Annotated in this window: 23 protein-coding genes and 1 tRNA gene; 18 read left to right on the top strand and 6 right to left on the bottom strand. The window is 60.5% G+C overall.

What is annotated here, in order from left to right; all coding sequences use genetic code 11:
- Positions 1-3 precede the first annotated feature (3 nt).
- On the bottom strand, positions 4-957 hold the full coding sequence (locus HMPREF2734_RS03825) for a hypothetical protein (protein WP_070569329.1): 954 nt from the start codon (positions 955-957) through the stop codon (positions 4-6).
- Positions 958-1,058: 101 nt separating this feature from the next.
- On the opposite strand from HMPREF2734_RS03825, the gene gatB reads away from it, so the two are divergent.
- From gatB to HMPREF2734_RS03810, 3 genes are all read left to right on the top strand, one after another.
- Positions 1,059-2,561, top strand: a complete 1,503-nt coding sequence (gene gatB / locus HMPREF2734_RS03820; protein WP_070569418.1) for an Asp-tRNA(Asn)/Glu-tRNA(Gln) amidotransferase subunit GatB — start codon at positions 1,059-1,061, stop codon at positions 2,559-2,561.
- 126 nt (positions 2,562-2,687) lie between these two features.
- The gene (locus HMPREF2734_RS03815; RefSeq protein ID WP_070422983.1) at positions 2,688-2,930 is read left to right on the top strand and encodes a type II toxin-antitoxin system Phd/YefM family antitoxin; all 243 of its coding nucleotides are present in this window, start codon (positions 2,688-2,690) and stop codon (positions 2,928-2,930) included.
- The gene (locus tag HMPREF2734_RS03810; protein WP_070422982.1) at positions 2,927-3,346 is read left to right on the top strand and encodes a type II toxin-antitoxin system VapC family toxin; all 420 of its coding nucleotides are present in this window, start codon (positions 2,927-2,929) and stop codon (positions 3,344-3,346) included. The genes HMPREF2734_RS03815 and HMPREF2734_RS03810 overlap by 4 nt, the downstream gene beginning before the upstream one ends.
- Positions 3,347-3,415: 69 nt before the next feature.
- On the opposite strand, the gene HMPREF2734_RS03805 is transcribed toward HMPREF2734_RS03810, so the two are convergent.
- Positions 3,416-4,819 carry a YkvI family membrane protein gene (locus tag HMPREF2734_RS03805; RefSeq protein ID WP_070422981.1) on the bottom strand — a complete coding sequence of 468 codons (1,404 nt, stop codon included), beginning with the start codon at positions 4,817-4,819 and terminating at the stop codon, positions 3,416-3,418.
- A gap of 158 nt (positions 4,820-4,977) precedes the next feature.
- Between HMPREF2734_RS03805 and HMPREF2734_RS03800 the strand changes: the two genes are divergently transcribed.
- The gene (locus HMPREF2734_RS03800; RefSeq protein WP_070452316.1) at positions 4,978-5,847 is read left to right on the top strand and encodes a DoxX family protein; all 870 of its coding nucleotides are present in this window, start codon (positions 4,978-4,980) and stop codon (positions 5,845-5,847) included.
- A gap of 18 nt (positions 5,848-5,865) precedes the next feature.
- Here the strand turns inward: HMPREF2734_RS03800 and ilvD are convergent, their stop codons facing one another.
- Together ilvD and HMPREF2734_RS03790 are read right to left on the bottom strand one after the other, a co-directional pair.
- Positions 5,866-7,704, bottom strand: coding sequence for a dihydroxy-acid dehydratase (ilvD, locus tag HMPREF2734_RS03795; RefSeq protein ID WP_070569326.1), 1,839 nt, complete (start codon positions 7,702-7,704; stop codon positions 5,866-5,868).
- A gap of 3 nt (positions 7,705-7,707) precedes the next feature.
- Entirely contained in the window at positions 7,708-8,253 is a 546-nt protein-coding gene (locus tag HMPREF2734_RS03790) for a PH domain-containing protein (RefSeq protein ID WP_070452319.1), read from the bottom strand.
- 326 nt (positions 8,254-8,579) lie between these two features.
- Between HMPREF2734_RS03790 and HMPREF2734_RS03785 the strand changes: the two genes are divergently transcribed.
- The 3 genes from HMPREF2734_RS03785 to ilvC are packed head-to-tail and all read left to right on the top strand — an operon-like array spanning position 8,580 to position 11,993.
- Positions 8,580-10,379, top strand: coding sequence for an acetolactate synthase large subunit (locus HMPREF2734_RS03785; RefSeq protein WP_070484259.1), 1,800 nt, complete (start codon positions 8,580-8,582; stop codon positions 10,377-10,379).
- Positions 10,380-10,381: 2 nt separating this feature from the next.
- Entirely contained in the window at positions 10,382-10,900 is a 519-nt protein-coding gene (gene ilvN, locus HMPREF2734_RS03780; RefSeq protein WP_070422976.1) for an acetolactate synthase small subunit, read from the top strand.
- A gap of 55 nt (positions 10,901-10,955) precedes the next feature.
- Complete coding sequence (gene ilvC / locus HMPREF2734_RS03775; protein WP_083279502.1) at positions 10,956-11,993, top strand: ketol-acid reductoisomerase; 1,038 nt, start codon at positions 10,956-10,958, stop codon at positions 11,991-11,993.
- A gap of 134 nt (positions 11,994-12,127) precedes the next feature.
- Here ilvC and HMPREF2734_RS03770 read toward each other — a convergent pair whose 3' ends face one another.
- Positions 12,128-12,598: a hypothetical protein gene (locus HMPREF2734_RS03770; protein WP_070569323.1), complete on the bottom strand. Its 471-nt coding sequence runs from the start codon at positions 12,596-12,598 to the stop codon at positions 12,128-12,130.
- A gap of 246 nt (positions 12,599-12,844) precedes the next feature.
- Here HMPREF2734_RS03770 and HMPREF2734_RS03765 point away from each other — a divergent pair, with 246 nt between their 5' ends.
- From HMPREF2734_RS03765 to HMPREF2734_RS03730, 8 genes are all read left to right on the top strand, one after another.
- On the top strand, positions 12,845-13,756 hold the full coding sequence (locus tag HMPREF2734_RS03765; protein ID WP_070569415.1) for a cation diffusion facilitator family transporter: 912 nt from the start codon (positions 12,845-12,847) through the stop codon (positions 13,754-13,756).
- A 21-nt stretch (positions 13,757-13,777) separates the two neighbouring features.
- Positions 13,778-15,544, top strand: a complete 1,767-nt coding sequence (locus HMPREF2734_RS03760) for a DUF262 domain-containing protein (protein ID WP_070569322.1) — start codon at positions 13,778-13,780, stop codon at positions 15,542-15,544.
- Between the two features lie 34 nt (positions 15,545-15,578).
- The gene (locus HMPREF2734_RS03755; protein WP_070569319.1) at positions 15,579-16,430 is read left to right on the top strand and encodes a hypothetical protein; all 852 of its coding nucleotides are present in this window, start codon (positions 15,579-15,581) and stop codon (positions 16,428-16,430) included.
- 66 nt (positions 16,431-16,496) lie between these two features.
- Positions 16,497-17,513: a 3-isopropylmalate dehydrogenase gene (locus HMPREF2734_RS03750; RefSeq protein ID WP_070569316.1), complete on the top strand. Its 1,017-nt coding sequence runs from the start codon at positions 16,497-16,499 to the stop codon at positions 17,511-17,513.
- Positions 17,514-17,523: 10 nt separating this feature from the next.
- Positions 17,524-19,017: a cell wall-binding repeat 2 family protein gene (locus tag HMPREF2734_RS03745; RefSeq protein ID WP_070569313.1), complete on the top strand. Its 1,494-nt coding sequence runs from the start codon at positions 17,524-17,526 to the stop codon at positions 19,015-19,017.
- A 50-nt stretch (positions 19,018-19,067) separates the two neighbouring features.
- Positions 19,068-20,930 (top strand): DUF294 nucleotidyltransferase-like domain-containing protein, encoded by a 1,863-nt coding sequence (locus HMPREF2734_RS03740; RefSeq protein WP_070569308.1) that lies wholly within the window; start codon positions 19,068-19,070, stop codon positions 20,928-20,930.
- A 1-nt stretch (position 20,931) separates the two neighbouring features.
- Positions 20,932-21,495 carry an exonuclease domain-containing protein gene (locus tag HMPREF2734_RS03735; protein ID WP_070484230.1) on the top strand — a complete coding sequence of 188 codons (564 nt, stop codon included), beginning with the start codon at positions 20,932-20,934 and terminating at the stop codon, positions 21,493-21,495.
- Positions 21,496-21,550: 55 nt separating this feature from the next.
- A complete protein-coding gene (locus HMPREF2734_RS03730) occupies positions 21,551-22,342 on the top strand; it encodes a fumarylacetoacetate hydrolase family protein (RefSeq protein ID WP_083279509.1) in 792 nt (263 codons plus the stop codon).
- 26 nt (positions 22,343-22,368) lie between these two features.
- Here HMPREF2734_RS03730 and HMPREF2734_RS03725 read toward each other — a convergent pair whose 3' ends face one another.
- Positions 22,369-23,508, bottom strand: a complete 1,140-nt coding sequence (locus HMPREF2734_RS03725) for an isochorismate synthase (protein WP_070569303.1) — start codon at positions 23,506-23,508, stop codon at positions 22,369-22,371.
- Positions 23,509-23,664: 156 nt separating this feature from the next.
- Between HMPREF2734_RS03725 and HMPREF2734_RS03720 the strand changes: the two genes are divergently transcribed.
- The 3 genes from HMPREF2734_RS03720 (at position 23,665) to HMPREF2734_RS03710 (ending at position 26,504) form a co-directional block, all read left to right on the top strand.
- Positions 23,665-24,669, top strand: a complete 1,005-nt coding sequence (locus HMPREF2734_RS03720) for a CE1 family esterase (RefSeq protein WP_083308071.1) — start codon at positions 23,665-23,667, stop codon at positions 24,667-24,669.
- Between the two features lie 89 nt (positions 24,670-24,758).
- Positions 24,759-26,255, top strand: a complete 1,497-nt coding sequence (gene gltX, locus HMPREF2734_RS03715) for a glutamate--tRNA ligase (RefSeq protein WP_070484224.1) — start codon at positions 24,759-24,761, stop codon at positions 26,253-26,255.
- Positions 26,256-26,432: 177 nt separating this feature from the next.
- Positions 26,433-26,504: transfer RNA gene (locus HMPREF2734_RS03710), tRNA-Gln, on the top strand.
- The last annotated feature ends 64 nt before the right edge of the window (positions 26,505-26,568 follow it).

Genomic DNA, 26,568 nt, shown 5'->3' with positions numbered 1-26,568 from the left:
GCGTTAGAGATCGCCGCGACGTTCCACCCACACAAACGCGGCGATTTTCTCGCGACCAACAGCGAGCGCATTGCCTAGCGACGGCCCATTGCCCGCATGAATCGTTCCCCACAACGTATCGCCGGGGTGCGCGGGAAGAACGTCGCACAGGTGCTGCATTGCAGCGGGGGCGAGGCCGCGGCCGCGCGCGTGGTCGTCGAGAAGAAACTCGTAGACCTGAAACCCCCGCATGCCGTTGGCATCGTCACGCGCGGCAGCGATCACACCGGCCCGTTTGCCTCCGATTTTCACTGCGCACATCGCACCGGTTTCCGCGCAGCCTTGTAACTGCGGCAGTGTCGCTGCTTCAGTCCACGTCGCCACTTCGGGCCGTTGCTTCACGATGTTTCCCAGCACCTCATCTGCGTACCCCGTCATCTCCTCAGGAGCTGCTGGAATAAGCCGCACCAGGTGGCTCTGCGGACGGCGTGGTGCAGCGCGCAGTTCGGAGATGAGGCCGGCAACGATCCACTGATCCACATCGGCGCTCTCCGGCGGGTTGGGCAATTCGAACCGGATTGCAACCGGCGCAAAATCAGCGAACTCGTAGTGCAAGTGCTGCGCATACGGTGCTAACCCGTCGAGTTCCGGAGGCACAGACGTAGCGACGACATGCACAAACGGTTTCTTCGGGTCCAATCCCAGAAACCGGATTCCGGCCACACACCAGTGCCCGTCGGCAAACTTAACGTGCCGGTTTGCCCACGCCAGCGGGTCCTCGACGTTCGGCCCGTCGATGCTGTTGAGGTGATCGCGAAATCCCACGCCGAACTCGCGGTTAGCTACGTGCTCCGCGTGCGGGCGCATTTCCTTTCGCGCGAGGCGGAGGCGTTCGTCTCGCTGGTACCAGTCGCGCAACTGTCGGGGCATCCAAGCCTCGTAGGCGCGAGTCATCTGTGCAAGTAATTCGTTGTCCATCCTCCGCACCTCTCAGTCTTGAAGGAGGTTTTATTTTAGGTAAATTTCGCCACGGCGAGCTGGAGCGCGAGCACAACGGGTGGGGCAGTAGAATGGCCCGCATGACTGCCTACGATCTGATGGATTACGACGAGGTACTGGAAAAGTACGACCCGGTAATGGGCCTTGAGGTGCACGTCGAGCTCGCAACTGAGACGAAGATGTTCTCCACGGCCTCCGCCCATTTTGGTGCGGAGCCGAACTCCAACGTTGACCCGGTTTCGCTCGGCCTGCCGGGCGCACTGCCGGTGGTCAACGCCAAGGGTGTGGAGTGGGCAATCAAGATCGGCCTGGCGCTGAACTGCAAGATTGCGGAGTCTTCCCGCTTCGCGCGCAAGAACTACTTCTACCCGGATCAGCCGAAGAACTACCAGATCTCTCAGTACGACGAGCCGATTGCGTACGACGGCTACCTGGACGTCGTCCTCGAGGACGGCACCGAGTGGCGTGTGGAGATCGAGCGTGCGCACATGGAGGAGGACACCGGCAAGCTCACCCACCTGGGCTCCGCTTCCGGTCGTATTACCGGTGCTACCGCTTCGCTTGTGGACTGCAACCGTGCAGGCGTGCCCCTGATTGAGATCGTGACCAAGCCGATCATCGGTGCCGGCGAGCGCGCACCCGAGGTGGCCAAGGCATACGTCGGTGCACTGCGCGAGCTGGTCAAGGCGCTCGGTGTCTCCGACGCTCGTATGGACCAGGGCAGCATGCGTTGCGACGCCAACGTGTCCCTGCGCCCAGTCGGCCAGGAAGAGTTCGGCACCCGCACCGAGACCAAGAACATCAACTCCCTGAAGTCGGTCGAGCAGGCCGTGCGCTTTGAGATGCAGCGCCAGGCTGCCGCGTTGGAAAACGGCGAGGAGATCGTCCAGGAGACCCGCCACTACCAGGAGAAGGACGGCTCCACCTCGAAGGGACGTCCGAAGGAAGAGGCATCCGACTACCGCTACTTCAACGACCCGGACCTGCCGCCGGTGATCGCGAAGCCGGAGTGGGTTGAGGAAATCCGTGCGACCCTGCCCGAGTTGCCGTGGGTGCGCCGCGCTCGCATCCAGGAGGAGTGGCAGCTGCCGGAGAAGGAATTCCGTGACCTGGTCAACGCTGGTGCGCTGGATCTCATCGTGGACACAGTGGAAGCTGGCACGACCCCGGACGAGGCTCGTTCCTGGTGGGTGTCCTACATCGCCGGCAAGGCCAATGAAGCAGGCAAGGACTTGGACGCCCTCGGTGTTACCCCGAACGACGTCGCACGCGTCGTTGCGTTGGTCAAGGAAGGCAAGCTGACCACCAAGCTTGGTCGCCAGGCGATTGACGGTGTGATTGAGGGTGACGGAAACGTTGATGAGGTCGTCGCAAAGCGTGGTCTTGAGGTTGTGCGCGACGACGGCGCCATTGAAAAGGCTGTCGACGAAGCACTTGCTGCCAACCCGGACATCGTGGAGAAGTACCGCGCAGGCAACAAGAAGGTCACCGGCGCAATCGTCGGCGCCGTGATGAAGGCCACCCAGGGTAAGGCAGACCCGGGCCAGGTCAACCAGTTGATCGCCAAGAAGCTCGCCGAGTAACCTTCAGCGAAGCACCACTCAGCCGGCCCCGACTTACGTACGGGGCCGGCTGGTTCTTCTTTGGTGGGTTGTAGGTAATGGTAACAATGCATATCCTGTAGGTACGTACCTGCAGGGAGGTGTGTTATGACCGCTATTTCCGCCAGAGAATTCAATCGGGATGTCAGTGCCGCGAAGCGCGCCGCGCTGGATCACCCTGTGATCATTACTGATCGTGGGGAGCCGTCACACGTTCTGCTGTCGATCGACGACTATCGTCGGCTCTCATCGTCAGAAACTGGGTGGGTGAAAGCAGTTCAAATGAAGGATGAAGATATAGAATTCGACCCTCCACGAGCTGAATTTAAAGTGCGGAGTCTCGACCTGTGAGGTATTTATTCGATACCAACGTTATTAGTGAGCTGCGGAAGCCGCCCGGCCGAGTGAATCCTCGAGTGGCGAGTTGGGCCGACAACCTGGCAGAGGGAAACGTATACATCTCTTCCATCTCAGTTTTTGAGATCGAAAGAGGAATTCTGCTCAAGCAACGTACGGATCCAGTGCAGGCTGAAAGGTTGCGCGACTGGTTCAATGGTCAAGTTAAAGTTCAATTCAAAGGGCGCATTCTTCCTTTTGATGAGGACGTAGCCTCTGTGGCGGCTGCGATGCACGTCCCGGACCCGAAAGCGACTGCGGATTCTTTTATCGCTGCTACCGCTCAAGTACATAGCCTTATCGTTGCGACACGGAATACCCCTGGCTTTGAGTCGATGGGCGTTGAGCTAGTTAATCCCTGGGAGATGTAACCGCGAAACGCGAAAGCCCCGGCCAGTGTGGTGGATGGCCGGGGCGGGGGGAGTCGTCGTCAAGCAGTGCTACTTGTTTTGAGGCTTGACGGCCGGGAACTCGCCAGTCTTGTACATCTCCTCGTAGGACTTCCAGTGGATTTCGTCGCCCGGGGTATCGGGTGCGCCCTCGTAGGACTCAGACTCCGGATCGAGCGCAGGCACGTCCGCGATATCGAATTCGCTGGAAGAGTCCGCGTGCAGATCCGCAGCAACCTCTTCCTGGACGGACTGCCACAGGTCTTGGCCGCCCATGTGGGAATCGCCGGTGAGCTCGTCGACTTCGTTGCGCTCGGCGCGGGTCAGCGGCTCGCCTTCCGGATCGAGCGCGGTCTCGGCAAGCTCTGCAAGACGCTCGCGGCGTCCCGTCTCCTCCTGGATGTTCTTGCGGTCGCGGAACCAAGCCACACCCATAGCAATGCCAAGGGCAAGACCGAGGTAGCCCAGAACCGGGTAAACCCAACCAAGCAGGTCAGCGAAGCCAATGAAGGACAGGGCGTAGCCGACGAGAACCGCCGCGAAGTAGTACGGGCGGAACTTGCCCGGCTTGTCGTGGCTGAGGCGACGACCGCTGGCGTAGAACATGCCGACGGCGGTGTTGTAAATCATCAGGTAGATGACAATGGAGACGAACACGCCCACTGCCGGGTGCATGTTGTCGAAGACCATCAGTAGCGGCATGTCTGCGTCCATCACGTCTGCCATGTTGCAGAACAGAATGAACGTGAGGATCAGCAGCAAAACAGCGAACATAATGCCGCCCAGCAGGCCACCCTTACCGGCCTGTGCAGGGTTCATGTGGGAGCCAGCAAAGACGAGCATCATGGAAACGTCCATGATCATGACCAGGGTTGCGTAGTTCAACGCGGTGATCAGCCAGTTACCAAACGTGCCTGATGCGCTTTGGTTCTGCTGTGCAATCTCGTTGATGTATCCGAAGTCGGACGGGATGTTCGTCAGTGTGATCACAAACGCGGCGAGCAGGCAGATGATCAGCAGCGGCGTGATGAAGGAGAAAACGTTCGTGAGCCTGTCGATGTCAAGAAGACCGGACAGGAGCAGCAGCACAACCATGATGGTCGATCCGGCCCAAGTTGGCAGGCCGAATTGTTGCTCGAGGTTCGCGCCAGCACCGGCGACCATGACGAAGCCGATGCAGAACAGCGTGAACACGGTGGTGATGTCCATGTATTTAGCAATCCACGGACGCGAGACACTCTTGAACACGGCACTGTGGTCATCGGCCATGTAGTAGGAACCGAGCTGGTAGACCCAACCACTGAAAATTGCGATCGCGGCACCTGCGATGGCGGCGCCGATGATGCCCTTGTAGCCAAAGGCAAGGAAGTATTGGATGACTTCCTGCCCGGAGGCAAAACCAGCGCCGACAGTCAGGCCCACGAGCGCGAGGGCGACTTTGAGCGTTTTACTCATCGATAAACAATCCTTATATAAATTTGCGTAAAAGATTTAGAGCGCGTAGCAGGGTAACACCATTACACGGGCTTGGCTAACTAGGTTTGTTGACATCGGTGCAGCGCACCCCGGCGAGTTGACAAATCACAGCGAAGTTTTCGCCTAAGTTGTAGGCCATGGCTAAAAACCCACGCGATCTCACACCCGACGATCTGAACAACCTGGAAAACGTCGCTGACGTGCCAGAATACAAGGGGGATGCTGCGACGGAGATTTTTCCGCAGACTTCCCAGACGGGCGACGAGGTGCGCCTGAGTGCCGATAAGGCAGCACAAGCCTCTGCGCCGTCCGCAGGCTCTACTGCGGTCCCCTCGGCGTCTGCATACTCATCCGACCCGGCACCGGTGACATCCGCGTTCATCCGTGAATCTGAAACCATCGCACCGGCAGCCCCCGCAACCTATGCGGAGGAGCCGGTCGAGCCGGTTGCGGTGGATCCGGCACCGGTTGCAGTAGAGGAGGAAGACGCCCGCCGTGGCACGACTGATTTCGGCTTGCTGCTGCTGCGTCTGTTCCTCGGCGCGTACCTGATTATTGATTCCGTCGCAGTGTTCTTCCGACTCGGCGGCAACGACGGTATCGCCGGCCTAGAAAATGCATTCGCCAACTACCCGTACGGCAACGGCCTGGCTGTTGTTGTTCCCACCCTCGAACTCACGGCCGGCGTGTTCTTGGTCCTTGGTCTGCTCGGACCGATTGCGGCAGCTGTGGCGATCGCCGTCACCGGCTTTTTGGCGCTGCACGCATTCAACGGTCAGACGGATGGCTTTAACGTCTTCGCCTGGACGCCGGAAACGTGGGTGCCGGTCATGCTGCTGGCAGTGTCTCTCGCAGTGCAGTTCACAGGCCCAGGCCGCTACGGCATCGATGCTTCGCGTGGCTGGGCGAAGCGCCCGCTGGCGTCGTCCTGGATCTGCGCGATTGTCGGCTTGGCCGCAGCGGGCGCAGCGTGGTGGTTCGGCACTGGGATTAACCCGTTTGCCTAAACCACCCGCTTTCTGTGGTTAGTCCACCTGGCGTACAGCGCCCTTGTCGGCGCTGGTTGCCATCTTCGCGTACGCACGCAAAGCCTTCGATACCTCACGGACACGGTTCGGTGTCCATGGGTTGTCGGAGGCTTCCATAGCTTCACGGCGCTTTTCCAACTCTGCTTCCGGCACATCCAGCTTCAGTTCGCGGTTGGACACTGAAATGGCAATTGTGTCGCCGTTTTGGATCAGGCCGATCAGGCCACCAGCGGCAGCCTCGGGGGAGATGTGGCCGATGGACAGACCGGAGGTGCCTCCGGAGAAGCGACCGTCGGTGATCAGTGCGCACTTCTTGCCCAGGCCAGCGCCTTTGAGGAATGACGTCGGGTGGAGCATTTCCTGCATGCCCGGTCCACCTGCTGGGCCCTCGTAGCGGATGACCACAACCTCGCCTTCGAGCACCTCGCGGTTGAGGATCATGGACACAGCTTGCTCTTGCGAATCGACGACGCGTGCTGGACCGGTGAACTCCCATAAGCCTTCTTCGACGCCTGCGGTTTTCAGGATGGCGCCGTCCGGGGCTAGGTTGCCGCGCAAGACGACAAGGCCGCCGTCGGAGGTAAACGGGTGCTCGACGTCGTGGATGACGCCATTTTTCGCATCCGTATCCAGGCTTTCCCAGCGCGCGCTTTGCGAGAATGCCTTCGTGGTGCGCTCACCGCCCGGTGCGGCGTGGAAGAGCTCGAGCGCTTCCTCGGTAGCGCTGCCGCCGCGGATGTCCCAGTCTGCGAGCCATTGGCTTAGCGACGAGTACGTGATCGAATGCACATCATCATGCAGCAATCCAGCGCGGTGGAGCTCACCCAGAATCGCCGGGATGCCGCCGGCGCGATGGACATCCTCGACGTGTGCCTCACCGTTCGGGGCAACCTTGGACAGGCAGGGGATCTTGTGTGACAGATCGTCGATATCTGCCAGGTCGAAGTCGATCTCACCTTCTTGAGCTGCGGCGAGAATGTGCAGGATGGTGTTGGTGGAACCACCCATTGCCATGTCGAGCGCCATGGCGTTGCGGAATGCATGGACGTTGGCCACGTTGCGGGGCAGGACGGATTCGTCGCCCTGGCCGTAGTAGCGCTCGCAAAGGTCCATGATGGTCTGGCCAGCGCGCTCGAAGAGTTCGCGGCGCGCGGTGTGGGTGGCCAGGGTGGTGCCGTTGCCCGGCAGTGACAAGCCAAGTGCTTCGGTGAGGCAGTTCATGGAGTTAGCGGTGAACATGCCGGAGCAGGAACCACAGGTGGGGCAGGCGTTGTTGGCGATACTGTCGAGCTCGTCGTCGCTGACGTCGTTGTTAGCGGAAAGCGCGATGGCGTCGATGAGATCGGACTTCGGCTTAGTCACACCGCCGACAGAAAACGCCTTGCCGGCCTCCATCGGCCCACCGGAGACGAAGACGGCGGGGATGTTCAGGCGCATTGCGGCGTTGAGCATGCCTGGGGTGATCTTGTCGCAGTTGGAGATACACACCATGGCATCCACGGTGTGGGCGTTGACCATGTACTCCACCGAGTCGGTGATGATCTCGCGCGAGGGCAACGAGTACAGCATGCCGGAGTGGCCCATGGCGATGCCGTCGTCGACCGCGATGGTGTTGAACTCCTTGGGTACGCCGCCTGCGGCGCGGACAGCGTCGGCCACGATGTCACCAACATGTTTCAGGTGAACGTGGCCAGGCACGAACTGCGTGTAGGAGTTCACGATGGCAACGATGGGTTTGCCAAACTCGTGCTCGCCGGTGCCTGTAGCGCGCCACAGGGCGCGGGCTCCGGCTGCTTGGCGGCCAACGGTGGTGACACGTGAGCGAAGGGGGATCACGGTTTACTCCTTAGGTTCGTTCGCGGACGGGCGAGGTCCCGGCAGATCGGGGTGTTCTGCGAGGTAGGCATCGTATTCCTCGCGGGTAAGCAGGATGCGGTCGCCGTCTTTATCAATGATTTCGTACTTGCCGTCTGCTGCTTGCTCGGCGGATGCAATGACGTCTGTAATTCGTCCTCCGGATGCCTCGGCGAGCGCGGGCAATGAGTTGAACGTTACGCCAGGCAGGGGATACTCGGTGCCGTTTTTTGCAGCGACGCGTGCGGAAGTTCCCTTGAAAGCGATGCCGGCCAGGTCTTCCCAAGGAAGAAAGGCATTTTTGCGAACGAGGTAACGGGTTTTAATTCCTTTGTTATCCACTGTGGTGGAGGAGCAGAGTACCCATGCGAGCCACACAATGGGGATAAGAAGGAGCCAAATGAGATATTTCGGCGCCCACATGATGCCCATGAGTGCGATGCCGGTTGCGAGCACGATGGCGAGGATGTGCTCACGGGTTGGTTTAAACACTTTTTGGGTGGTCGGGGACGTTCCCTGTGTGGCTGTCATACCCCGGCATGCTAGTCATGTTGATGCCGGGGGAAGTAACGGGATGCGCCGGGGTGTCGTCGATACGCGTGATTTCTGTGAATAAAAATGCGCGAGGGGTGGGCTGGCTCACTATTGTCATGTACGTGATCAATCAGCGACTTGTAATTATTGTACCCACGCGGCGCTTGCCGTAGCGGGTTCGTTTTACACGCCGCAGACACAAGCGCCCTCGAGAGCACACCGCTCGCCGGGGGCTTTTATTTTTAGGTAATTCGAACACAAGGAGTGCAACGGTGGCAGGTTCACAACCATCCCCGTCGACGGAGAGCAATGGACCGGAGCGGATGAAAGGCGCGGACGCGGTCGTTCGCAGCCTGGAGGAGCTTGGCACGGAAATTGTGTTCGGCCTTCCGGGTGGCGCGGTGCTTCCGCTTTACGACGCCCTGTATCGGGCAACGAAACTACGCCACGTGTTGGTGCGCCACGAGCAAGGTGCGGGCCATGCAGCAGAGGGATACGCGGTGGCCTCGGGAAGGGTCGGCGTTTGCATTGCTACGTCTGGTCCCGGTGCGACGAACTTGGTAACACCGATCGCGGACGCTTACCTGGACTCGGTGCCGATGGTGGCGATCACGGGCCAGGTTGGCTCGTCGCTTTTGGGTACCGATGCGTTCCAGGAGGCGGACATCCGCGGCATCACGATGCCGATTACAAAGCACAACTTCATGGTGACCGACCCGGAGCAGATCCCGTTCGCGCTTGCGGCGGCGTTTCATATTGCCTCGACCGGCCGTCCAGGCCCAGTGCTCGTGGACATCCCGAAGGATGTGCAGAACGCGGAGATTGAGTTTAAGTGGCCGCCGAAGATCGATTTGGCTGGCTACAAGCCGAACACGAAGCCGCACAACCGTCAGATTGCCCAGGCAGCGAAGCTGATTTCTCAGGCGAAGCGTCCGGTGCTTTACATCGGTGGCGGTGTTGTGAAGGCGAATGCGAACAAGCAGCTGCTCGAGTTTGTTGAGGCGACCGGGATCCCTGTGGCTACGACTTTGATGGCGCTCGGAGCGTTCCCGCAGTCGCACCCGCTGTACCTGGGTATGCCGGGTATGCACGGTTCGGTACCGGCAGTGGGTTCCTTCCAGGAATCCGACTTGCTCATCGCTGTTGGCACGCGTTTCGACGACCGCGTGACCGGCGATACCGATACGTTTGCGCCGCACGCCAAGGTCATTCACGCTGACATCGACCCTGCAGAGGTGGGCAAGATCCGCGCGGTGGACGTTCCAATCGTGGGCGATGCTAAGCGTGTGCTGTCGGAACTGACCGATTACTTTGAGGAATCCGGAAAGGCCAAGGCGCCGTCGATTGAGCCGTGGATTGAGCGTCTGCAGGATCTGAAGCGTCGTTTCCCGCGCGGTTATGACAAGAACGAGGACGGCACGCTCGCTCCGCAGTTTGTGATCGAGACGCTGTCCAAGGCCGCCGGGCCGGACGCAATTTACTGCTCTGGTGTGGGCCAGCACCAGATGTGGTCTGCGCAGTTTGTGGACTTTGAAACGCCGCGCCACTGGATCAACTCTGGTGGTGCTGGCACGATGGGCTTTTCCATTCCGGCTGCGCTCGGTGCGAAGGCAGCGCACCCGGATGCAGAGGTGTGGGCGATCGACGGCGATGGTTGTTTCCAGATGACCAACCAGGAGATCACCACCGCTGCGCTCGAAGGCTTTCCGATCAAGGTTGCACTGATTAATAACGGCAACCTGGGCATGGTGCGTCAGTGGCAGACGCTGTTCTACGACGGCAATTACTCTCACACGAAGTTGGGTGGGGAAACCTACGTTCCGGACTTTGTGCAGTTGTCGGAGGCGCTCGGCGCGGTTGCGTTCCGGGTGTCGAAGGAAGAAGACGTGCTGCCGACGATCCAACGTGCGCGTGAGATCAACGATCGCCCGGTGGTCATTGAGTTCATCGTGGGCGAGGACGCGCAGGTGTGGCCGATGATCTCTGCGGGCTCGTCGAATAGTGACATTGAGTATGCGCGCGGAATGCGCCCGTTCTTCGATGATGAGGAGTCGGCTGCGGAGTCGCCGCAGGCAATCAGCGAGGCCATCGAGACCGCTGCGGCGGAGCAGGAAGGGAACTAACAATGACACAACCAGATGCAATCACTCGCCACACGCTTTCAGTGCTGGTTGAGGACGTTGACGGAATTATCACCCGTGTTACCGCCCTGTTTACCCGTCGCGGGTACAACCTGGTCTCGCTCGTTTCGGCGAAGACGTCGAAAGAGGGCGTGAACCGGTTGACGGTGGTGGTCGATGCAACGGAGCGTTCTGTCGAGCAGATCGTCAAACAGCTCTACAAGCTGATCCAGGTGCTTAAGGTGCAGCAGCTTGACGACGACACCACGGTCGGCCGCCAGCTGCTGCTGGTCAAGGTCAACGCGGACAATCAAACACGTCCGCAGGTGGTGGACGCTGCCAACCTGTTCCGAGCGCGCGTGATCGATGTTGCGGTGGACTCTGTTGTTATTGAGGCCACCGGTGAGTCACCGAAGTTGAAGGCGTTTTTGGACGTCATGGATACGTTCGGTATCCGCGAGCTTGCCCGATCAGGCACGGTAGCGCTGACGCGTGGCGCTAAAACTTTGGCTCCATTGGACTAAAAACACCCACAAACTGAGGCGGCTGTGTCATAATGTGAAACGCCCGTCTCACAGAATGAAGAAAGAAGCGAGAACTATGGCTATTGAAGTGCTTTACGACCAAGACGCAGACCTGTCCCTGATCCAGGGCAAGAAGGTTGCAATCATCGGCTACGGCTCCCAGGGTCACGCGCACGCTCAGAACCTGCGCGAGTCCGGCGTCGAGGTGGTTGTTGGCCTTCGCGACGGCTCCAAGTCCGCAGAAAAGGCCCGCGAGGCCGGCTTTGATGTGAAGACGAATGCTGAGGCAGCTGCATGGGCTGACGTGATCATGCTGCTCGCCCCGGATACCTCCCAGGCCAAGATCTTCGAAGAGGACATCGAGCCGAACCTGAAGGACGGCGACGCCCTGTTCTTCGGGCATGGTCTGAACATCCATTTCGGCCTGATCAAGCCGGCAGACAACATCACCGTCGGCATGGTTGCCCCGAAGGGTCCGGGCCACCTGGTGCGTCGCACCTTCGCCGACGGCAAGGGTGTGCCTTGCCTGATCGCCGTGGAGCAGGATCCGCAGGGCAACGGCCGTGAGCTTGCGCTGTCCTACGCTGCCGCAATCGGTGGCGCACGCGCTGGCGTTATCCCGACCACCTTCGAGGCCGAGACTGTCACCGACCTGTTCGGTGAGCAGGCAGTGCTCTGTGGTGGCCTCGAGGACCTGATCATGACCGGCTTCGACGTCTTGGTCGAGGCTGGCTACGAGCCGGAGATGGCGTATTTCGAGTGCCTCCACGAGATGAAGCTGATCGTCGACCTGATCTACGAAGGCGGCATTGCCAACATGAACTACTCCGTGTCTGACACGGCAGAGTTTGGCGGTTACCTCTCTGGTCCGCGTGTCATCGACGCCTCGGCGAAGGATCGTATGCGCGACATCCTGAAGGATATCCAGGACGGCACCTTTACCAAGCGCCTCGTCGCCAACGTTGAGGGTGGCAACAAGGAGCTCGAGGGTCTGCGCGACAAGGTTGCACAGCACCCGATTGAGAAGACCGGTGCAGAGCTTCGCGACATGATGAGCTGGGTGAAGAACCCGCTTACCGACACTGCCCGCTAATTCGGCAGGTAAACGTAGCCCTCGGATCAATGTGATTCGAGGGCTTTGTCGTGCTTCTCCCGCACAAGCCCGCACGGCAGAGCAAACCCCGCGCCCGGAGAGTGGGTGCGGGGTAGTCGGATCGCGCCGAATAATTAGTTGGTGGCCGGTGCGTCAGCCGGAGCCTCCTCCTGGGCGCCTTCCGGTGCGATGGAGTCGATGACCTCCTCGACGACGTTTGTCGTCTCGGACGCGGTAGCGTCAGTGGTGGCGTCCTCAGCGGCGTCCTCGGCCGGTGCGGTTTCGGTAACGGTGCCGTCTTCGACCGTGGTGGTCTCGTTAACAACCTCGGTGGCTGCCGTCGTGGTGGAGGTGTCTACGGTGGCGTCGCCCTCGGTGTCGTCGCCGGTAAACAGGTTCCACAGCAAGGCCAAAAGCAGGAGTGCTGCCAGAATGCCCAGGAGCCACTTCCACCATCCGCCGCCACCGTTATCGTCGTCAGTCACTGCAGTGGAGCCAGCAGCCGGACGCGCCGGTGCGGTGGTCGAAGCCTCAGGGGTAGTGCGCTCGACGCGAACATCCTCGGTCGGGTCGTTCGGGTTTTGATTCGGGTTCGGGGTAGTCATTTGCTAATTCCTTTCGTTATTACTTATCCGCGCCGCTCGGGGCGGATTCATGGTGAACCGCCCGTGACGTGCTCGGATATGCGAACGGTCGCCCACTGTAACAAAGTATGACGATTTGGCTCGGCAGGATTTCGCCCCGGGGAGGCGCGAAGGATTCGTTTCTCCTCGTGAGCGCTGCGGAAAGCATCCCGGCAGCGATTTTCAATAAATTGTCATTAACGTGTTGGTGTTCCTATGGTTGTCGTTATGCACAACCATTCAGATCACGCTCATCATGATCATGCTCATGGCGCACGTGTTGACGCGCCGACGAAGGCGATCGGCGCTGCACTTGCCGTTACCGCAACGGTCTTTGTTGCGGAGTTGGTCGGAGGTGTGATTTCGGGATCGGTCGCGCTGCTTGCGGATGCGATGCACATGTTGTCGGACGCGGCCGGGCTGATCATTGCGATGGCGGCGGTGCTCGTCGGTAAGCGTGCAGCCACGTCATACGCGACCTACGGCTACCGCCGTGTCGAGGTGCTCGCGGCGATGATTAATGCCGCGACAGTGCTGGCAGTCTCCGTCTGGATTGCAATCGAGGCCTTGCGCAGGCTGCGGGATCCAGCCCCGATTGATACGGGTCCGATGATGATCATCGCCGCGATCGGCCTTGCAGCGAACGCGTTGTCGGCGTGGATTTTGTACTCCCAGCAAAAGGAGTCGATCAACGTACGCGGTGCATACCTCCACGTGTTGGTGGATATGTTCGGGTCTATCGCCGTGCTGGGGGCCGGCGCAATTGTCGCGTTGACCGGCTTTACCGCGGCTGACCCCATTGCGTCGTTGCTGATCGCGGGCCTGATTGTTCCTCGTGCGTGGAAACTCATGGCGGAGTCGGTGGGTGTGATGCTGGAGCGTGTGCCCGAAGGGTTTGACGCCGAGGAAGTCGAGGCTGAGTTACGTGCACTGCCTGGGGTGAGGGATTTGCATGACCTGCACTTGTGGTCGCTTGACGGGGTGGCGGTGATTGCAACGGTTCACATTGTGGCGGCGGAAGGAGAAGACCGCGATCAGTTGCTGGATCGGGTTCAGGCGGAGTTGCACCGGCTGGGTGTGGAGCATGCGACAGTGCAAATTGAGCTGCCAGAGCACATCGAGCACGAGACGGTGTGCTGATTCTGTCCTACGCTAAGGCATATGGGCTTTACTACGCCGAGCTATTCGCTCAAGGATCTATTTTCCCGCGCTGAGCGCGGCGAGCTGCAGCTGCCTGATTTTCAGCGCTCATACCTGTGGGACGTGGATCGGGTGCGCACGTTGGTCACCTCCGTGCTGCGTGGCTACCCGGTCGGTTCTTTCCTCGCGCTCGATACTCGCAACGCGGAGCAGCGTTTTAAACCACGCCCGCTTGAGGGGGTGAATGTTGCTGGAGTGGAACCGGGCCTGTTGCTTCTCGACGGCCAACAGCGCCTCACGTCGCTCTTTCACGCATTTAAGGGTGATGGGGAGGTGAGCACGGTGGACTATCTTGGGCGACCGATTTCCCGGAAGTTCATGGTGGACGTACGAGCGGCGGTGGCACACACGCCGATGCCGGTGGAAGCCGTGTTTGCTGTCGATGGGGAAGGGAATGTCCGATCCCACTTTGGGCCGGACATTCCAGGTGGCATCCGAAATCGCGATGACATGATCGAGCACGCTGTGATGCCGGTTTCGATGTTGCTCTGGAAAGAGGGCAACGATCTCCTCGTCGATATGGCGGCACATGCACAACACGACGAGGTGCGTACTGCCGTGAAGCGATTTATCAATGCGGTGATGCGTGAGCTGCCTGCGTACGACATTCCAATGATCCGCCTGGACCGCGATACTGCACAAGAGGGAGTGGGGCAGATCTTTGCGTTTGCTAACTCGGCAGGTGTGCAGATGGATGTGTTCGAGCTCCTTACCGCGACATATGCAACCCAAGACCCGACGTTCGACTTGGCTAGCCACTGGGAAGAACTCGCAGCCCAGTTTGATTGCTACGACGTGCTCAAGGGCATCGGCCGTGTGGAATTCCTGCGTGCACTGTCACTGTTGCTGACCAGTCGGCAGGGGCCTGCTTTGGGCCACCGTGGTGACATCCTCAACATCACGATCGAGGATTACCGTGCACACGCTGACGAGATGGCCCGCGGGTTCGTTGCGGTCGCCCAGTTCCTGCAGGAGCGACGTATCGTCGCTGCGGATCAAGTCCCTTACCCTGCGCAACTCATCCCGCTCGCGGTTATGCTTGCGCGCCTGGCCGAACGTCCCGAACTTGCAGGAAAGAAGGAAGTCGGTGACAGGCTCAACCGTTGGTTCTGGTGTGGCGTGTTCGGTGAGCTTTATGCCGCGCACGCGCCGACAATCCGCATCGGCGTAGACGTCTCTGAAGTCATCCCGTGGGTCTGTGGAGAGACCGACATCGAGCCGCGTACGGTCGCCGATGCACGTTTCCACGAATCCCGTCTCTATACCGCAACCTCGGACAGTGGGATCTACCGTGGGCTGTATTCGTTACTGATGGCACGTGGCGCGCGTGACTGGCGCACTGGAGAGCACTTCGACAAATCCACAGTGGCCGAACTGAAACCTCGCTTCGGCCAGATCTTCCCGTGGGAGTACCTGCGCGAATTCGGTGTCGACGAGCAGCTGGCCGACAGCGTGCTCAACCGCACGCCGATGGGCCGTCGTACCGAGGTCGTCATTGAGCAAAATGAGCCGAAACGCTACCTGCCCAGGCTGCAGTCCAAGTCGCTGCTTGACGACGATGACTTTGACGCCCTGCTCGAAAGCCACGAAGTCGACCCAGAAGCACTGCTGACATCTAACTGGGAGCGATTTATCGCTGATCGTCGTGAACGGTTCATCGGCATGATTGAATACGCGATGGACCGCAACGTTCTCAGCGACGAAGGATTGTGCGACGACGCAGAATAGGAACAGCACAGGGGAGAGACACGAAGGAGGACCGGTGAAGCATTCCGGGTGCGCATCGCTTGCAGTGCTATCGGCGGGCGTACTGCTCGCCGCATGCACTCCGGATGTCCAACTCGGCCCTTACGAACGCGCCCGAAGCGTCAACGTCGCAGGGCATGTCTCCAAAACGTTTGAGCCTCACCCGGTGGTGCTCGACGACCCACTTGGCATGGAAACCGCGAAGTTGTTCTTCCCGCGCTCCGAAACGCTCGTGCTTTCCGACGACACCCCTGAGGCGCAACTTCGCGCAGCCTCCATCGCAGTGACCGCACATGCCCCGATGATGGTCTACGACGGAGCACGCCACGCCGAATACGTCTCCATGATCGCCGACATGCACACGGTAACTGTCTTAACCGTCGGTGATGTCGCTATGGCTCCCGCATCTGGTGCAGTACGTATCCGACGCGACCCCGGCGGGATGCGCGCGCTCGGCGAAATGACTTCGCTGCGCTTCGTTGAACGCACTATCGATGACCCTGCAGACAGTGCCCGCGCAGTCGCCGAACTCAACGGCAACGATCCCACTTGGCTACGTGCTACCTGGGCAGATCCCGTGGCTAAACCCGGCGCCCAAGCGCAACCGTTTCCCGTCCAATCGCGCCGGGATGCGCATATGTCGCCAAAGGTGGTGGCCACGTGGCAGTCGTCGATACCCGCGATTGCGAATGCGAGGAGTTACGGCGCCGCGGTGGAGATCGTGCCGCTGCCGGATCCGCGGAAAGCGGAGGCGACGTTGTTCGCCATGGCGGGGCTTTCTGATAAGTCGCTTATTGCGCTGGGGACGCAATTCGGCTCGAGTGAGGAGTTGGCGTTTCGTATCCGTCAGGCGGAGCGGAATCGTTAAACCCAAGCGCCAAGGAGTGCTAATGTGGGCGCCAGAATCTACACAGTGAGAAAGGTGTCCCAGAATATGAAAATCGCGGTGATTGCTGGCGACGGTATCGGCCAAGAAGTTATGGCGGAGGGGCTCAAGGTCCTCAACGCGGTGCGCGATGACGTCGAGACCACCGAATATGACCTCGGAGCGCGCCGCTACCTGCGCAACGGCGAGCTGCTGACGGACGAGGACTTGGAAAGCCTCGCCGAACACGATGCGATTCTGCTCGGCGCGATCGGCGACCCGGCGCGCGTGCCTGCGGGTGTGCTCGAGCGCGGCCTGCTGCTGCCGCTGCGTTTCAAGTTGGACCATTACGTTAATCTGCGGCCGTCGAAGCTTTACCCATCGTCGACGAGCCCGCTCGCAAACCCTGGTGAGATCGACTTTGTTGTGGTCCGTGAAGGTACCGAGGGGCTCTATGCTGGTAACGGCGGTACCTTGCGTCAGGGCACCCCGCACGAAGTTGCTTCCGAGGTTTCTCAGAACACGTATTTCGGCGCTGAGCGTGTTGCTCGGTACGCGTTTGAGTTGGCAATGACGCGCCGCAAGAAGGTCACGCTCGTGCACAAGACCAACGTGCTGGTCAACGCAGGTGGCTTGTGGCAGCGCGTGGTCGACGAGTTGTCGCAGGAGTTCCCGGAGGTCGAGGTGGACTACAACCACATCGATGCTGCAACGATTTACATGGTGCAGGACCCGTCGCGCTACGACGTGATTGTCACCGACAACCTTTTCGGCGACATCCTGACTGACCTGGCAGGTGCGGTTGCGGGCGGTGTGGGGCTGGCGTGCTCCGGCAACATCAATGCTGCTCGTGAGTTCCCATCCATGTTCGAACCGGTGCACGGCTCTGCACCGGATATCGCGGGCCAGGGGATTGCTGATCCCACGGCAATGATTCTGTCTGTGGCGATGATGCTGCGCTTCCTTGGCGACGACACCAACGCCGCCCGCATCGAAGAAGCAGTCGAGCGCGACGTGACCCAACGTGGAGACACGCCGGTGCGTACCACCGAGGTAGGTGAGCGCATCGTCGACGCCCTCGCGTAGGGTCGAGCGCATGGTTTCTTCCCGGAAGATCACACGTGCGTCCCTTGCCATTTTCTGTGCTTCTGCGCTTGCCCTGACTGGCTGCGGCGCAGGCGACGGAGGACTCGGTGGGGGCTCTCAGTCCGATGCTGGCGCCAAGAACGCCCTTGCCACCGATGGTGACGAGGTGGTTCAGGACGCCGACGGCACGGGTGTGGAAGTCTCGCAGCGCTTCTTCGAGTCGTCGGACACGGTGGTGGTCTCCGCGAAGGATCGCGATCAGCAGCTTCGGGCTGCCGCGATTGCAGTGGAACTAGGTGCGCCGCTTCTGGTGCGCCTCGATGGCACCGACGCCGCGATTGATGCTGAGGTTGAACGCCTTGGCGCGTCCCGGGTAATTGAGGTTCCGGGCGATGACGACGCGGTAGCAGCGACTGAACCGGTCGTAGCCGAGCGTGCCGAAGAAGATGTGGCGGCGATTGCGGCACTCGAGGCAAAGAACCCGCGTGGCTTGCAGATGCCGCCAGTGTTTGCCACGGCGGTCTCCTCGCGTGCGTCGGTGGCCACAGCTCGCGCAGCAGGTGCGGATGTGCAGGTGTTGGCGGCTGCGGACCCGCGGGCGTCGTCGCAAAGCATGCGCGATGTTATGGAACAGGACGTGCTCGCGCTTGGCCGCCAGTGGGGCTCGAACGAGAACTTCCGTGCGCGTGCAGCACTCGCCGCCAATGGTGAACTGCCTGGTGGCGGCGGACTGGTGTTCCCAGGCCGGCGCATGATTGCGCTCTACGGCCATCCGTACGGCCCAGAGCTCGGAGTGATGGGGGAGCAGGACCCTGCCGCAGCAGTTGAACTGGCGAAGCAATACGCCTCCTGGTACGAGCCGCTGGAGGATCAGCCGATCATTCCTGCCTTCGAGGTCATTGCGTCGGTGGCATCGGAATTCCCGGGCGATGACGGTAACTACTCCAACGAGACGCCGATGGAAGATATCGCCCCGTATGTGGATGCCATCGTGGACGCAGGTGGTTACGCCGTAATCGACCTGCAGCCGGGCCAAGGCAACTTCTTGGAGCAGGCGAAGATCTACGAGGAGCTGCTCAAGCAGCCGAACGTTGGCTTGGCACTTGATGCGGAATGGAAGCTAAACCCTGGTGAGCAGCCGCTTTCGCGTATCGGTAGCGCAACCGCAGCCGAAATCAATGAGGTCGCCGACTGGCTTGCAGCGCTTGTCCGCGACAACAACCTGCCACAGAAGGCATTGATTCTGCACCAGTTCCAGGTTGGAATGTACCCGGACCGCGAAAACATTGTCACCGGGCAGCCGGAACTGGCATGGATCCTTCACGCGGACGGTCATGGGCTGCCGGAGCAGAAGTTCGACACGTGGAACATCCTGCGTCAGGGGTTGGACCCGAATTACTTCATGGCGTGGAAGAACTTTATCGACGAGGATTCTCCCATGTTTACTCCGGAGCAGACCTATGCCGACGTGAATCCTCGCCCGTGGTTTGTGAGCTACCAGTAGTTTTCCAAAAATTCGCCGTGTGGGGGTCGTGCTCACGCTAGGCTTCGGGCATGAGCGTGGAATTGGACGAGGTCTACGGCTTCCTGGCCCAGCACGAGCCGTTTTCAAGCCTCCCTGAAGAGAAGATCCGGGCCCTGCCCGCACAGATGGGGATCACCTATGTGCGCCGCGGTCAAGTCGTTGTGGATCTCGGCCAGCCCAACGACACGCTGTACATCATTCGCTCGGGTGCGATTGACATCGTCAGCGATGACAACTTGCTGCTGGACCGTCGCGATACAGGCCTGAACTTCGGCTACTCCACGCTGGTAGGTCCGCGGGAATCGCAGTATGTGATGGAAGCGGTGGAAGACAGCGTGTTGCTCATGCTGCCGCGCGAGGTGTTCACAGGCCTGCTCGATGCGCATCCTGAGCTGCACAGGTTCTTTGAGTCGGCGTCTCGTCGTCTCAAAGCAGCGGCGGAAGAGGTGCGTGATGGGGGGACGGCGAGTGTGCTGCGTACGCCCATTGCGCATATTGTCGACGGCCGCCCCGCTGTCACCTGTGACGCAACTGCATCAATCGCGCACGCTGCCGGTGTGATGAACGAGCACGATGCGAGTTGCCTCGTCGTCGTCGGAGGTGAGCAGATCGGCATCCTCACAGACAAGGACATGCGTTCTCGCGTTGTCGCAGCGCAAGTGGACCCGTCACGGCCTATTGCACATGTGATGTCCTCACCAGTGCGCACCATCCCGGAAACAGCGTTGGTGTTCGAGGCGATGCTCGCGATGAGCGAGTTGGGGATCCACCACCTGCCGGTTGAAGGCGCCGGAGGTGTGTGCGGTGTGCTGACCTCATTCGACATCATGCGCCTGCTGCAAGCAGACCCGATCTACTTGGCAGCAGATGTGCAGCAGAGTACGTACGAGGAGCTCGAGGGAGCCTACGATGCCGCGGCAAACGTGGCTGTGCGGTTCTTTGAGCGAGGCGCGTCCGCTGCTGAGACACAGCGCCTGCTGACATCGATTGCGGATTCCATCGCTCGCCGTCTAGGCGAGCTAGCGGAGGAGAAGCTGGGGCCAGCACCGGTGCCGTACGCCTTTGTCGCGGTAGGCAGTCAGGCTCGCGCGGAGATGGGGCCAGCCTCCGACCAAGACAACGCGTTGGTCCTCGCGGACAGTTACGACGAAGAAACCCATGGGGAGTACTTCATCGCGCTGACACAGTTTGTCTGCGAGGGTCTCGCGCATGCAGGTCAGGCGTTATGCCCGGGGGAGATGATGGCGTCGAACCCAAAGTGGCGCATGACGCAGTCGCAGTGGTCGCGCATGTTCCACACTTGGGTCACTGCACCTGATCCGAACGCGTTGCTGCACGCGCAGGTATTTTTCGATTTCCGCGCGATCTTCGGCTCAGGCGAGGGGTGGCGCTCGCTGGCTGATGAGGTGCATGAGGCGGCGTTGTCGTCGGCGCGCGGGTCGCGCCGTCTACATACACACTTGGCAGCTCTGGCTACGTTCCGAGAGCCTCCAGTGGGCTTTTTCCGTGGCTTCGTGCTTGAGCGCGACGGCGAGTATGCGAACACGCTAGACATCAAACGCGGTGGTACTGCCGCTGTGGTGCAGATGGCTCGGTTGTACTCCATCGTGGCCGGTGTCAGTGCGGTGGATACGCCTACACGCCTGCGTGCCTCTGCCGGCGAGGCGGTATCGACGAAGGGAGCGTCGGATCTGGCAGACGCTTACGAGTACCTTTCGGACCTTGTCATGAAACACCAGTCGCAGCAGGTGCGCGCCGGGGAGGAGCCGAACTACCGCATTGATCCGAAGCAGTTGCAATCCCTGGATCGGGCCGCGTTGCGCGATGCGTTCGGTGTGATCAAGTCGCTGCAGAACGCGCTGGCGTCGAAGCACCCGACGCGGGCGGTGTGAGATGTTCTTTCGACCGAAAGCGCGGGTGCTTAACGACGACGCCCTGCTGGCCGTCGACGTCGAAACCACTGGACTCAAGCCGGAGAAGCATGAGATGGTCTCCATCGGTTGGGTTCCCGTCGACGGACGTGTGATCGATTTATCACAGGCACAGTACTTCGTTCTCGCAGGTGCCCAAGTTGGCGATACTGTGACGCTTCACGGGGTGACTGACGATGATATTGCGAACAAAGGCGTCGTCGCTGCCGAAGTACTCGACGCGTTTGATCGTGCCCTTGAAGGACGCAAGTTGTTGGCCCATTTTGCGCAGATGGAGCTAGGTTTCGTCGCAAAGCTGCAAAAAGATGTCAAGGGCAAGCGATGGGGCCTGCGCGAGAGCGAGGTAGTGGATACCTTCGCGATGGAGCGGCGACACATGGAGCGCATGGGTACGTATCCGCGCGGCGAGGACCTCAGGCTTGCGCGCGTGCGACAGCGCTACAATTTGCCCGACTACGCGAACCACAACGCGCTTACCGACGCGATTGCGTGCGCGGAGTTGTACCTGGCGCTGAGCGCGCAGTAGACGTCAGTGAATCCCAAATGCGCCACAATGACAGTGGGGTTGTATGCTCGATCACATGCGTTTTGGACGAATTGCAACACCTGAAGGAATGACGTTCGCCGTTATCGACGATGCGGGAACGACCGCAAAGGCGATCAAGGGCACGCCGTTTAGTGCGCCGGAGTACACCGGCAAAGAATACGACCTTGACCAGGTGAGGTTGCTTGCACCGACGCTACCGTCGAAGATCGTCGCTGTGGGACGCAACTACGCGGACCACGTAGCTGAGGTGTTCAAGCAATCCGCCGAGCACCTGCCGCCGACAATCTTTATCAAGCCGTCGACCGCCGTGATTGGCCCTGGTGCCGCTATTAAGATCCCGGAGTTCGCCACAGGCGTCGAGTTTGAGGGCGAGCTGGCGCTCGTCGTTGGCGTTCCATGCAAAAACGTCAAGGCTGAGGACTGGAAGTCTGTGATCCGTGGCGTGACCATCATCAACGATGTCTCCTCGCGTGACCTCCAGTTCGCGGACGGTCAGTGGGCGCGCGCCAAGGGCATGGACACCTTCGGTCCGCTCGGTCCTTGGATTGAGACGGACCTGGATAAGTTCGACTTTGCCAACCTGCCGATCAAGGCGCACCACACCCACGACGGTAAAACGGAGACCAAGCAGGACTCCAACTCGAACCAGATGATCAAGTCGGTTGGAGAGATGGTGGAGTGGGTCTCCCAGTCCTTTACTCTGCTGCCGGGCGATGTCATTGCAACCGGTTCGCCGGCGGGTACCGCAGAGATGGTTCCGGGCGACTACATCGAGGTTGAGATCCCAGGTATCGGCAAACTGGGCAACCCCGTCGAGCGCGCCTAGAACGCAGGCTCGCTTTTGGGCCGTGTTTACAGGCCCAGCGCGCGCATGATCGTGCGCAGTTTGGCTGAAGTCTCGTCGAGTTCGGCCTGTGGGTCGGAGTCTGCGGTGAGCCCGCCACCGGCCCAGGCGCGGGCGTGTGTGCCGTCGCCGTTGACCTCCGCACAACGGATGGCAACCATGTATTCGCCATCACCTGCGGCATCGGTATATCCGACCGCGCCGGCGTAGAAACCGCGATCCGATTCGGCGGTGGTAATCAGGGCTTCTGCGGCGGCGGGTGGGGTGCCGCACACAGCAGGGGTGGGGTAGAGACGCATTGCCAGATCCAGCGCTGTTGGTGCCGGTTCCTTCAACGTGCCGCTAATCGGTGTGGCAAGGTGCCACATCTCGCTGGTCTTTTCTAGGATTGGGCGCTCTGAAATCTGCAGGTCAGAGCAAAGTGGCTCGAGGACCTCGCGGATGTGCTCGACAACGAAGCGGTGTTCGTCGAAATCCTTTTGCGACGACGCCAGTGCCTCCGCTGCGGCGCGGTCCGCCGCCGGATCGTGCGGTACACGTGCTGCCGAACCTGCAAGGGGATAGGAGGTCACCTTGTTGCCACGGCGGCGCACCAGGACTTCGGGGGAGGAGCCGACTAGGAAATGTCCCGTGCGGCCAGATGGGGTGAGGTCCGCGATGAAACCGTCGTGCGTGTAGGACAGATCGATCAGCCTGGCCGCGACGAGGCGTGGATCAACGGGCGGGTCGAAGGCGATGTCTACCGCACGGGCAAGCACAACCTTGTCCAACAGGGAGTTGCGGATCGTCCCTACGGCAGCCTCGACGCGGCGCAGGTGTTCTTCGGGGGACGGGTCGACGTCGATAAGCGTTGCGTGAAGGCGAGAACCTGCGCCAATCCGGTAATACGGGTGCGGCTCTAGCGGGCCTGGCTCCCGAATGATGTGCTCTGGCACAGTGAGCGCCGCTGGGCAGTCCTGGTCAAAGGGGAGCGCACCTACAACCATTTCCACCTCGCCGCGCTCTAGCGCGTTGTTCGCTTCCCAGGCGTCGCTGAACGTGCGGGTGGCGCCTTGAGTGCGGACCGATCCTTCTGCGCGCGAAAGGAGAAAATCGGGCGCAGTGTCGGGGCGGCCGGAGGAAGGGCCGGCAAGCGGGTTGACGGACATGGGGAAACACTCTAACTGGCTACGCTCGAAGACGCCTCGTCGGATCAGTTGCTTCGGATATACCCCAGATTTATTGTTGCCTGTGTGAAAAATGGTAACAATGTGGCAGTTGGTGCGAAACGGGTTGGGCGGATCCGTAAAGCACTGGCAGGAAGCGTGGCAACGCTCATGATCGCCGCTGGGGTGGTCACTCCTGTCCCTGCACAGGCGCAAGACTTGTCTTCGCAGGCGAATCAGGCAGTTACAAACGCGGTCAACCAGGCAAATGCTGAGTGGAACAAGTTTGTCCAGATGGCCAACGACTCCCTGCCGCAAGGCTCATCGTTGCCGATCAACCCAGTTCCCGCCCCGCAAATTCCCGCGCCGAATCTCCCCGGTGCGTGGGCGCCCCAAGCGCCGGCGCCGGTGGCGAACGGGGCCAACGGCGAGGTCCGTGTAGCGGGACGAAGCTACCTCGTCTGGGTGCCGCGAGGGTACAACCCTGCACGTCCCACCCCGGTGATGGTGGGGTACTCCGCATATCAGGATTCCACGGAGAATTTTCGTAACTATTCACGCCTGCGTGAATCATCTGTCGGCCGCGACGCGATCATCGTTTACCCGCGCGCGATCGGAGCATCGTGGGAGGGATCCGCAACCGCAGCGACACGTCCAGGCCAAGACATCGCCTTTGTCCGCGCAATGATCAACGACGTCCAGCGCTACTACAACATCGATCGACGCCGGATCTACGCCACCGGCATGTCCACCGGTGGCGGCATGGCCGCAGTCTCCGCCTGCCACATGGCGGACTTGTTTGCTGGCGTTGCTGGCGTGTCCGGCGCGTACTACGCCCCGGTGAACCGTGGCTGCCAGAACCTGCCGGTCGCGTTCATGGCCATTCACGGCACCAACGACACACTCACCCCGTACCACGGCACTACTCGACGAGGCCAGCAAGTGCTGCCGGTGCCGGAGCTGTTTAAATCCTACGAGCGCCGCAACGGGTGCTTCGGGGGAGTCGATTCGCGCCCGGCAGGCAACAATGCGACTCGGGTGTCGTCGCGAAACTGCCGCAAGGGCGTGGAAGTGATCAAGGTGCATGGCTCGAACCACTTCTGGTGGTACTCGCCGTCTGCAGCAGACGAAATGTGGCGCTTCCTCATGCGCAACCCGAAGTAACGCGATATGTTGCTGGATCCTGGGCGGTGAGCGCCGGGGGTGGTTGGGCGTCGACAAGCGCAATGCATATGGCGCGCTACGATTGCCCCATGACTGAAAACCCCAATATGCGCGTTCGCTTTTGCCCGTCGCCGACCGGAACCCCACACGTGGGCATGGTCCGCACCGCCCTGTTCAACTGGGCGCAAGCCAAGCACTCCGGAGGCAAGTTCGTGTTCCGTATCGAGGACACGGATGCCGCCCGTGACTCCGAGGAGAGCTACCAGGCGATTATTGAGTCGCTCGAGTGGCTCGGCCTTGGCTGGGATGAAGGTATCAACGTCGGTGGCCCGCACGAGCCGTACCGTCAGTCGCAGCGCTCTGACATCTACGCCGATGTGCTGAACAAGCTCATCGAGGCCGGCGAGGTCTACCCGGCGTACTCCACCAACGAAGAGGTCCAGGAGCGTCACAAGGCCGCAGGCCGCGACCCGCAGCTGGGCTACGACAACTTTGACCGTGACCTCACTCAGGAACAGATCGATGCTTTTGAGGCCGAAGGCCGCAAGCCGGTCTGGCGCCTTCGCATGCCGGACCAGGATTGGACCTGGAACGACCTTGTGCGCGGTGAGGTCACCTTCAAGTCCGAAACCCAGCCAGACTACGTTGTCGCCCGCTCTAACGGTGCGCCGCTGTACACGCTGGTCAATCCTGTTGACGACGCGCTCATGGGTATTACCCACGTCCTGCGCGGTGAGGACCTGCTGTCCTCCACGCCACGTCAGCTCGCGCTTTACGAGGCGCTGAAGCGTATCGGTATTACGGATTTCACCCCCGAGTTCGGCCACCTGCCGTTCGTGATGGGCCAGGGCAACAAGAAGCTTTCCAAGCGTGACCCGGAATCCAACCTGTTTAACCACCGCGACAACGGCATCATCCCGGAGGGCATGATCAACTACCTCGCGCTGCTGGGCTGGTCGCTTTCTGCGGATCAGGACATCTTCTCTGTCGACGAGTTTGTCAAGGCCTTCGACGTCTCGGACGTGCTGGGTAACCCGGCCCGCTTCGACCAGAAGAAGCTTGAAGCAATCAACGCCGACCACATTCGCCTGCTTGAGCCGGAAGACTTCCGAAACCGCCTGCGCGAGTACTTCACCGAGTACACCGACTTCCCAGCGGATTACCCGGAAGACAAGTTCACCATTGCGGCGGATCTCGTGCAGACCCGTATCAAGGTGCTCTCCGATGCGTACGACCTGCTGAAGTTCCTTGTCATCGCGGACGATGACTTGGTGCTGGACGAGAAGAGTGCAAAGAAGAACCTCAAAGACACCGCCGTCGAGCCTTTGGATGCCGGTATTGCAGCGCTTGAGGCGATCGGTGAGGGGGAGTGGACCACCGAGAACATCGAAGCAGCGCTGAACAAGGCGCTGATCGAGGACCTCGAGCTCAAGCCGCGTGTCGCATTCGGCGCCCTGCGCGTGGGCACCACTGGTGCCGCGGTGTCCCCGCCGCTGTTCGAGTCCATGGACCTGCTTGGCCGTGAGTCCACGCTGAAGCGTCTCAAAGCTGCCCGCGCCGTTACGCCGTACCAGGCTGCAGAGTAGGAGCGCTACGGAGTAGGAACTACAACGCTGTTGTTTTCGTACGTTTAGGCCACCGCGTTTCTATGCGGTGGCCTGCGGATTTGGTACACATAGCGATTCATGGTTATAGTACTCCATGTTGTTCAGGCAGACAGCGCGGAACGGAAACGGAAAGCGCAGGTCAGGACTGAAAAACAATGGCCTATGGTGTAATTGGCAACACTACGGTTTCTGGTACCGTCATTCTAGGTTCGAGTCCTGGTAGGCCAGCTGCAGAGCAATTGCGTTCTGTGTCCTAATGCCCCGTTCGTCTAGCGGCCTAGGACGTCGCCCT

Source organism: Corynebacterium sp. HMSC055D05, assembly GCF_001810365.1.
In the GTDB taxonomy this organism is placed as follows: Bacteria; Actinomycetota; Actinomycetes; order Mycobacteriales; family Mycobacteriaceae; genus Corynebacterium; species Corynebacterium coyleae.
This window is presented reverse-complemented; position numbering and strand designations above follow the sequence as displayed.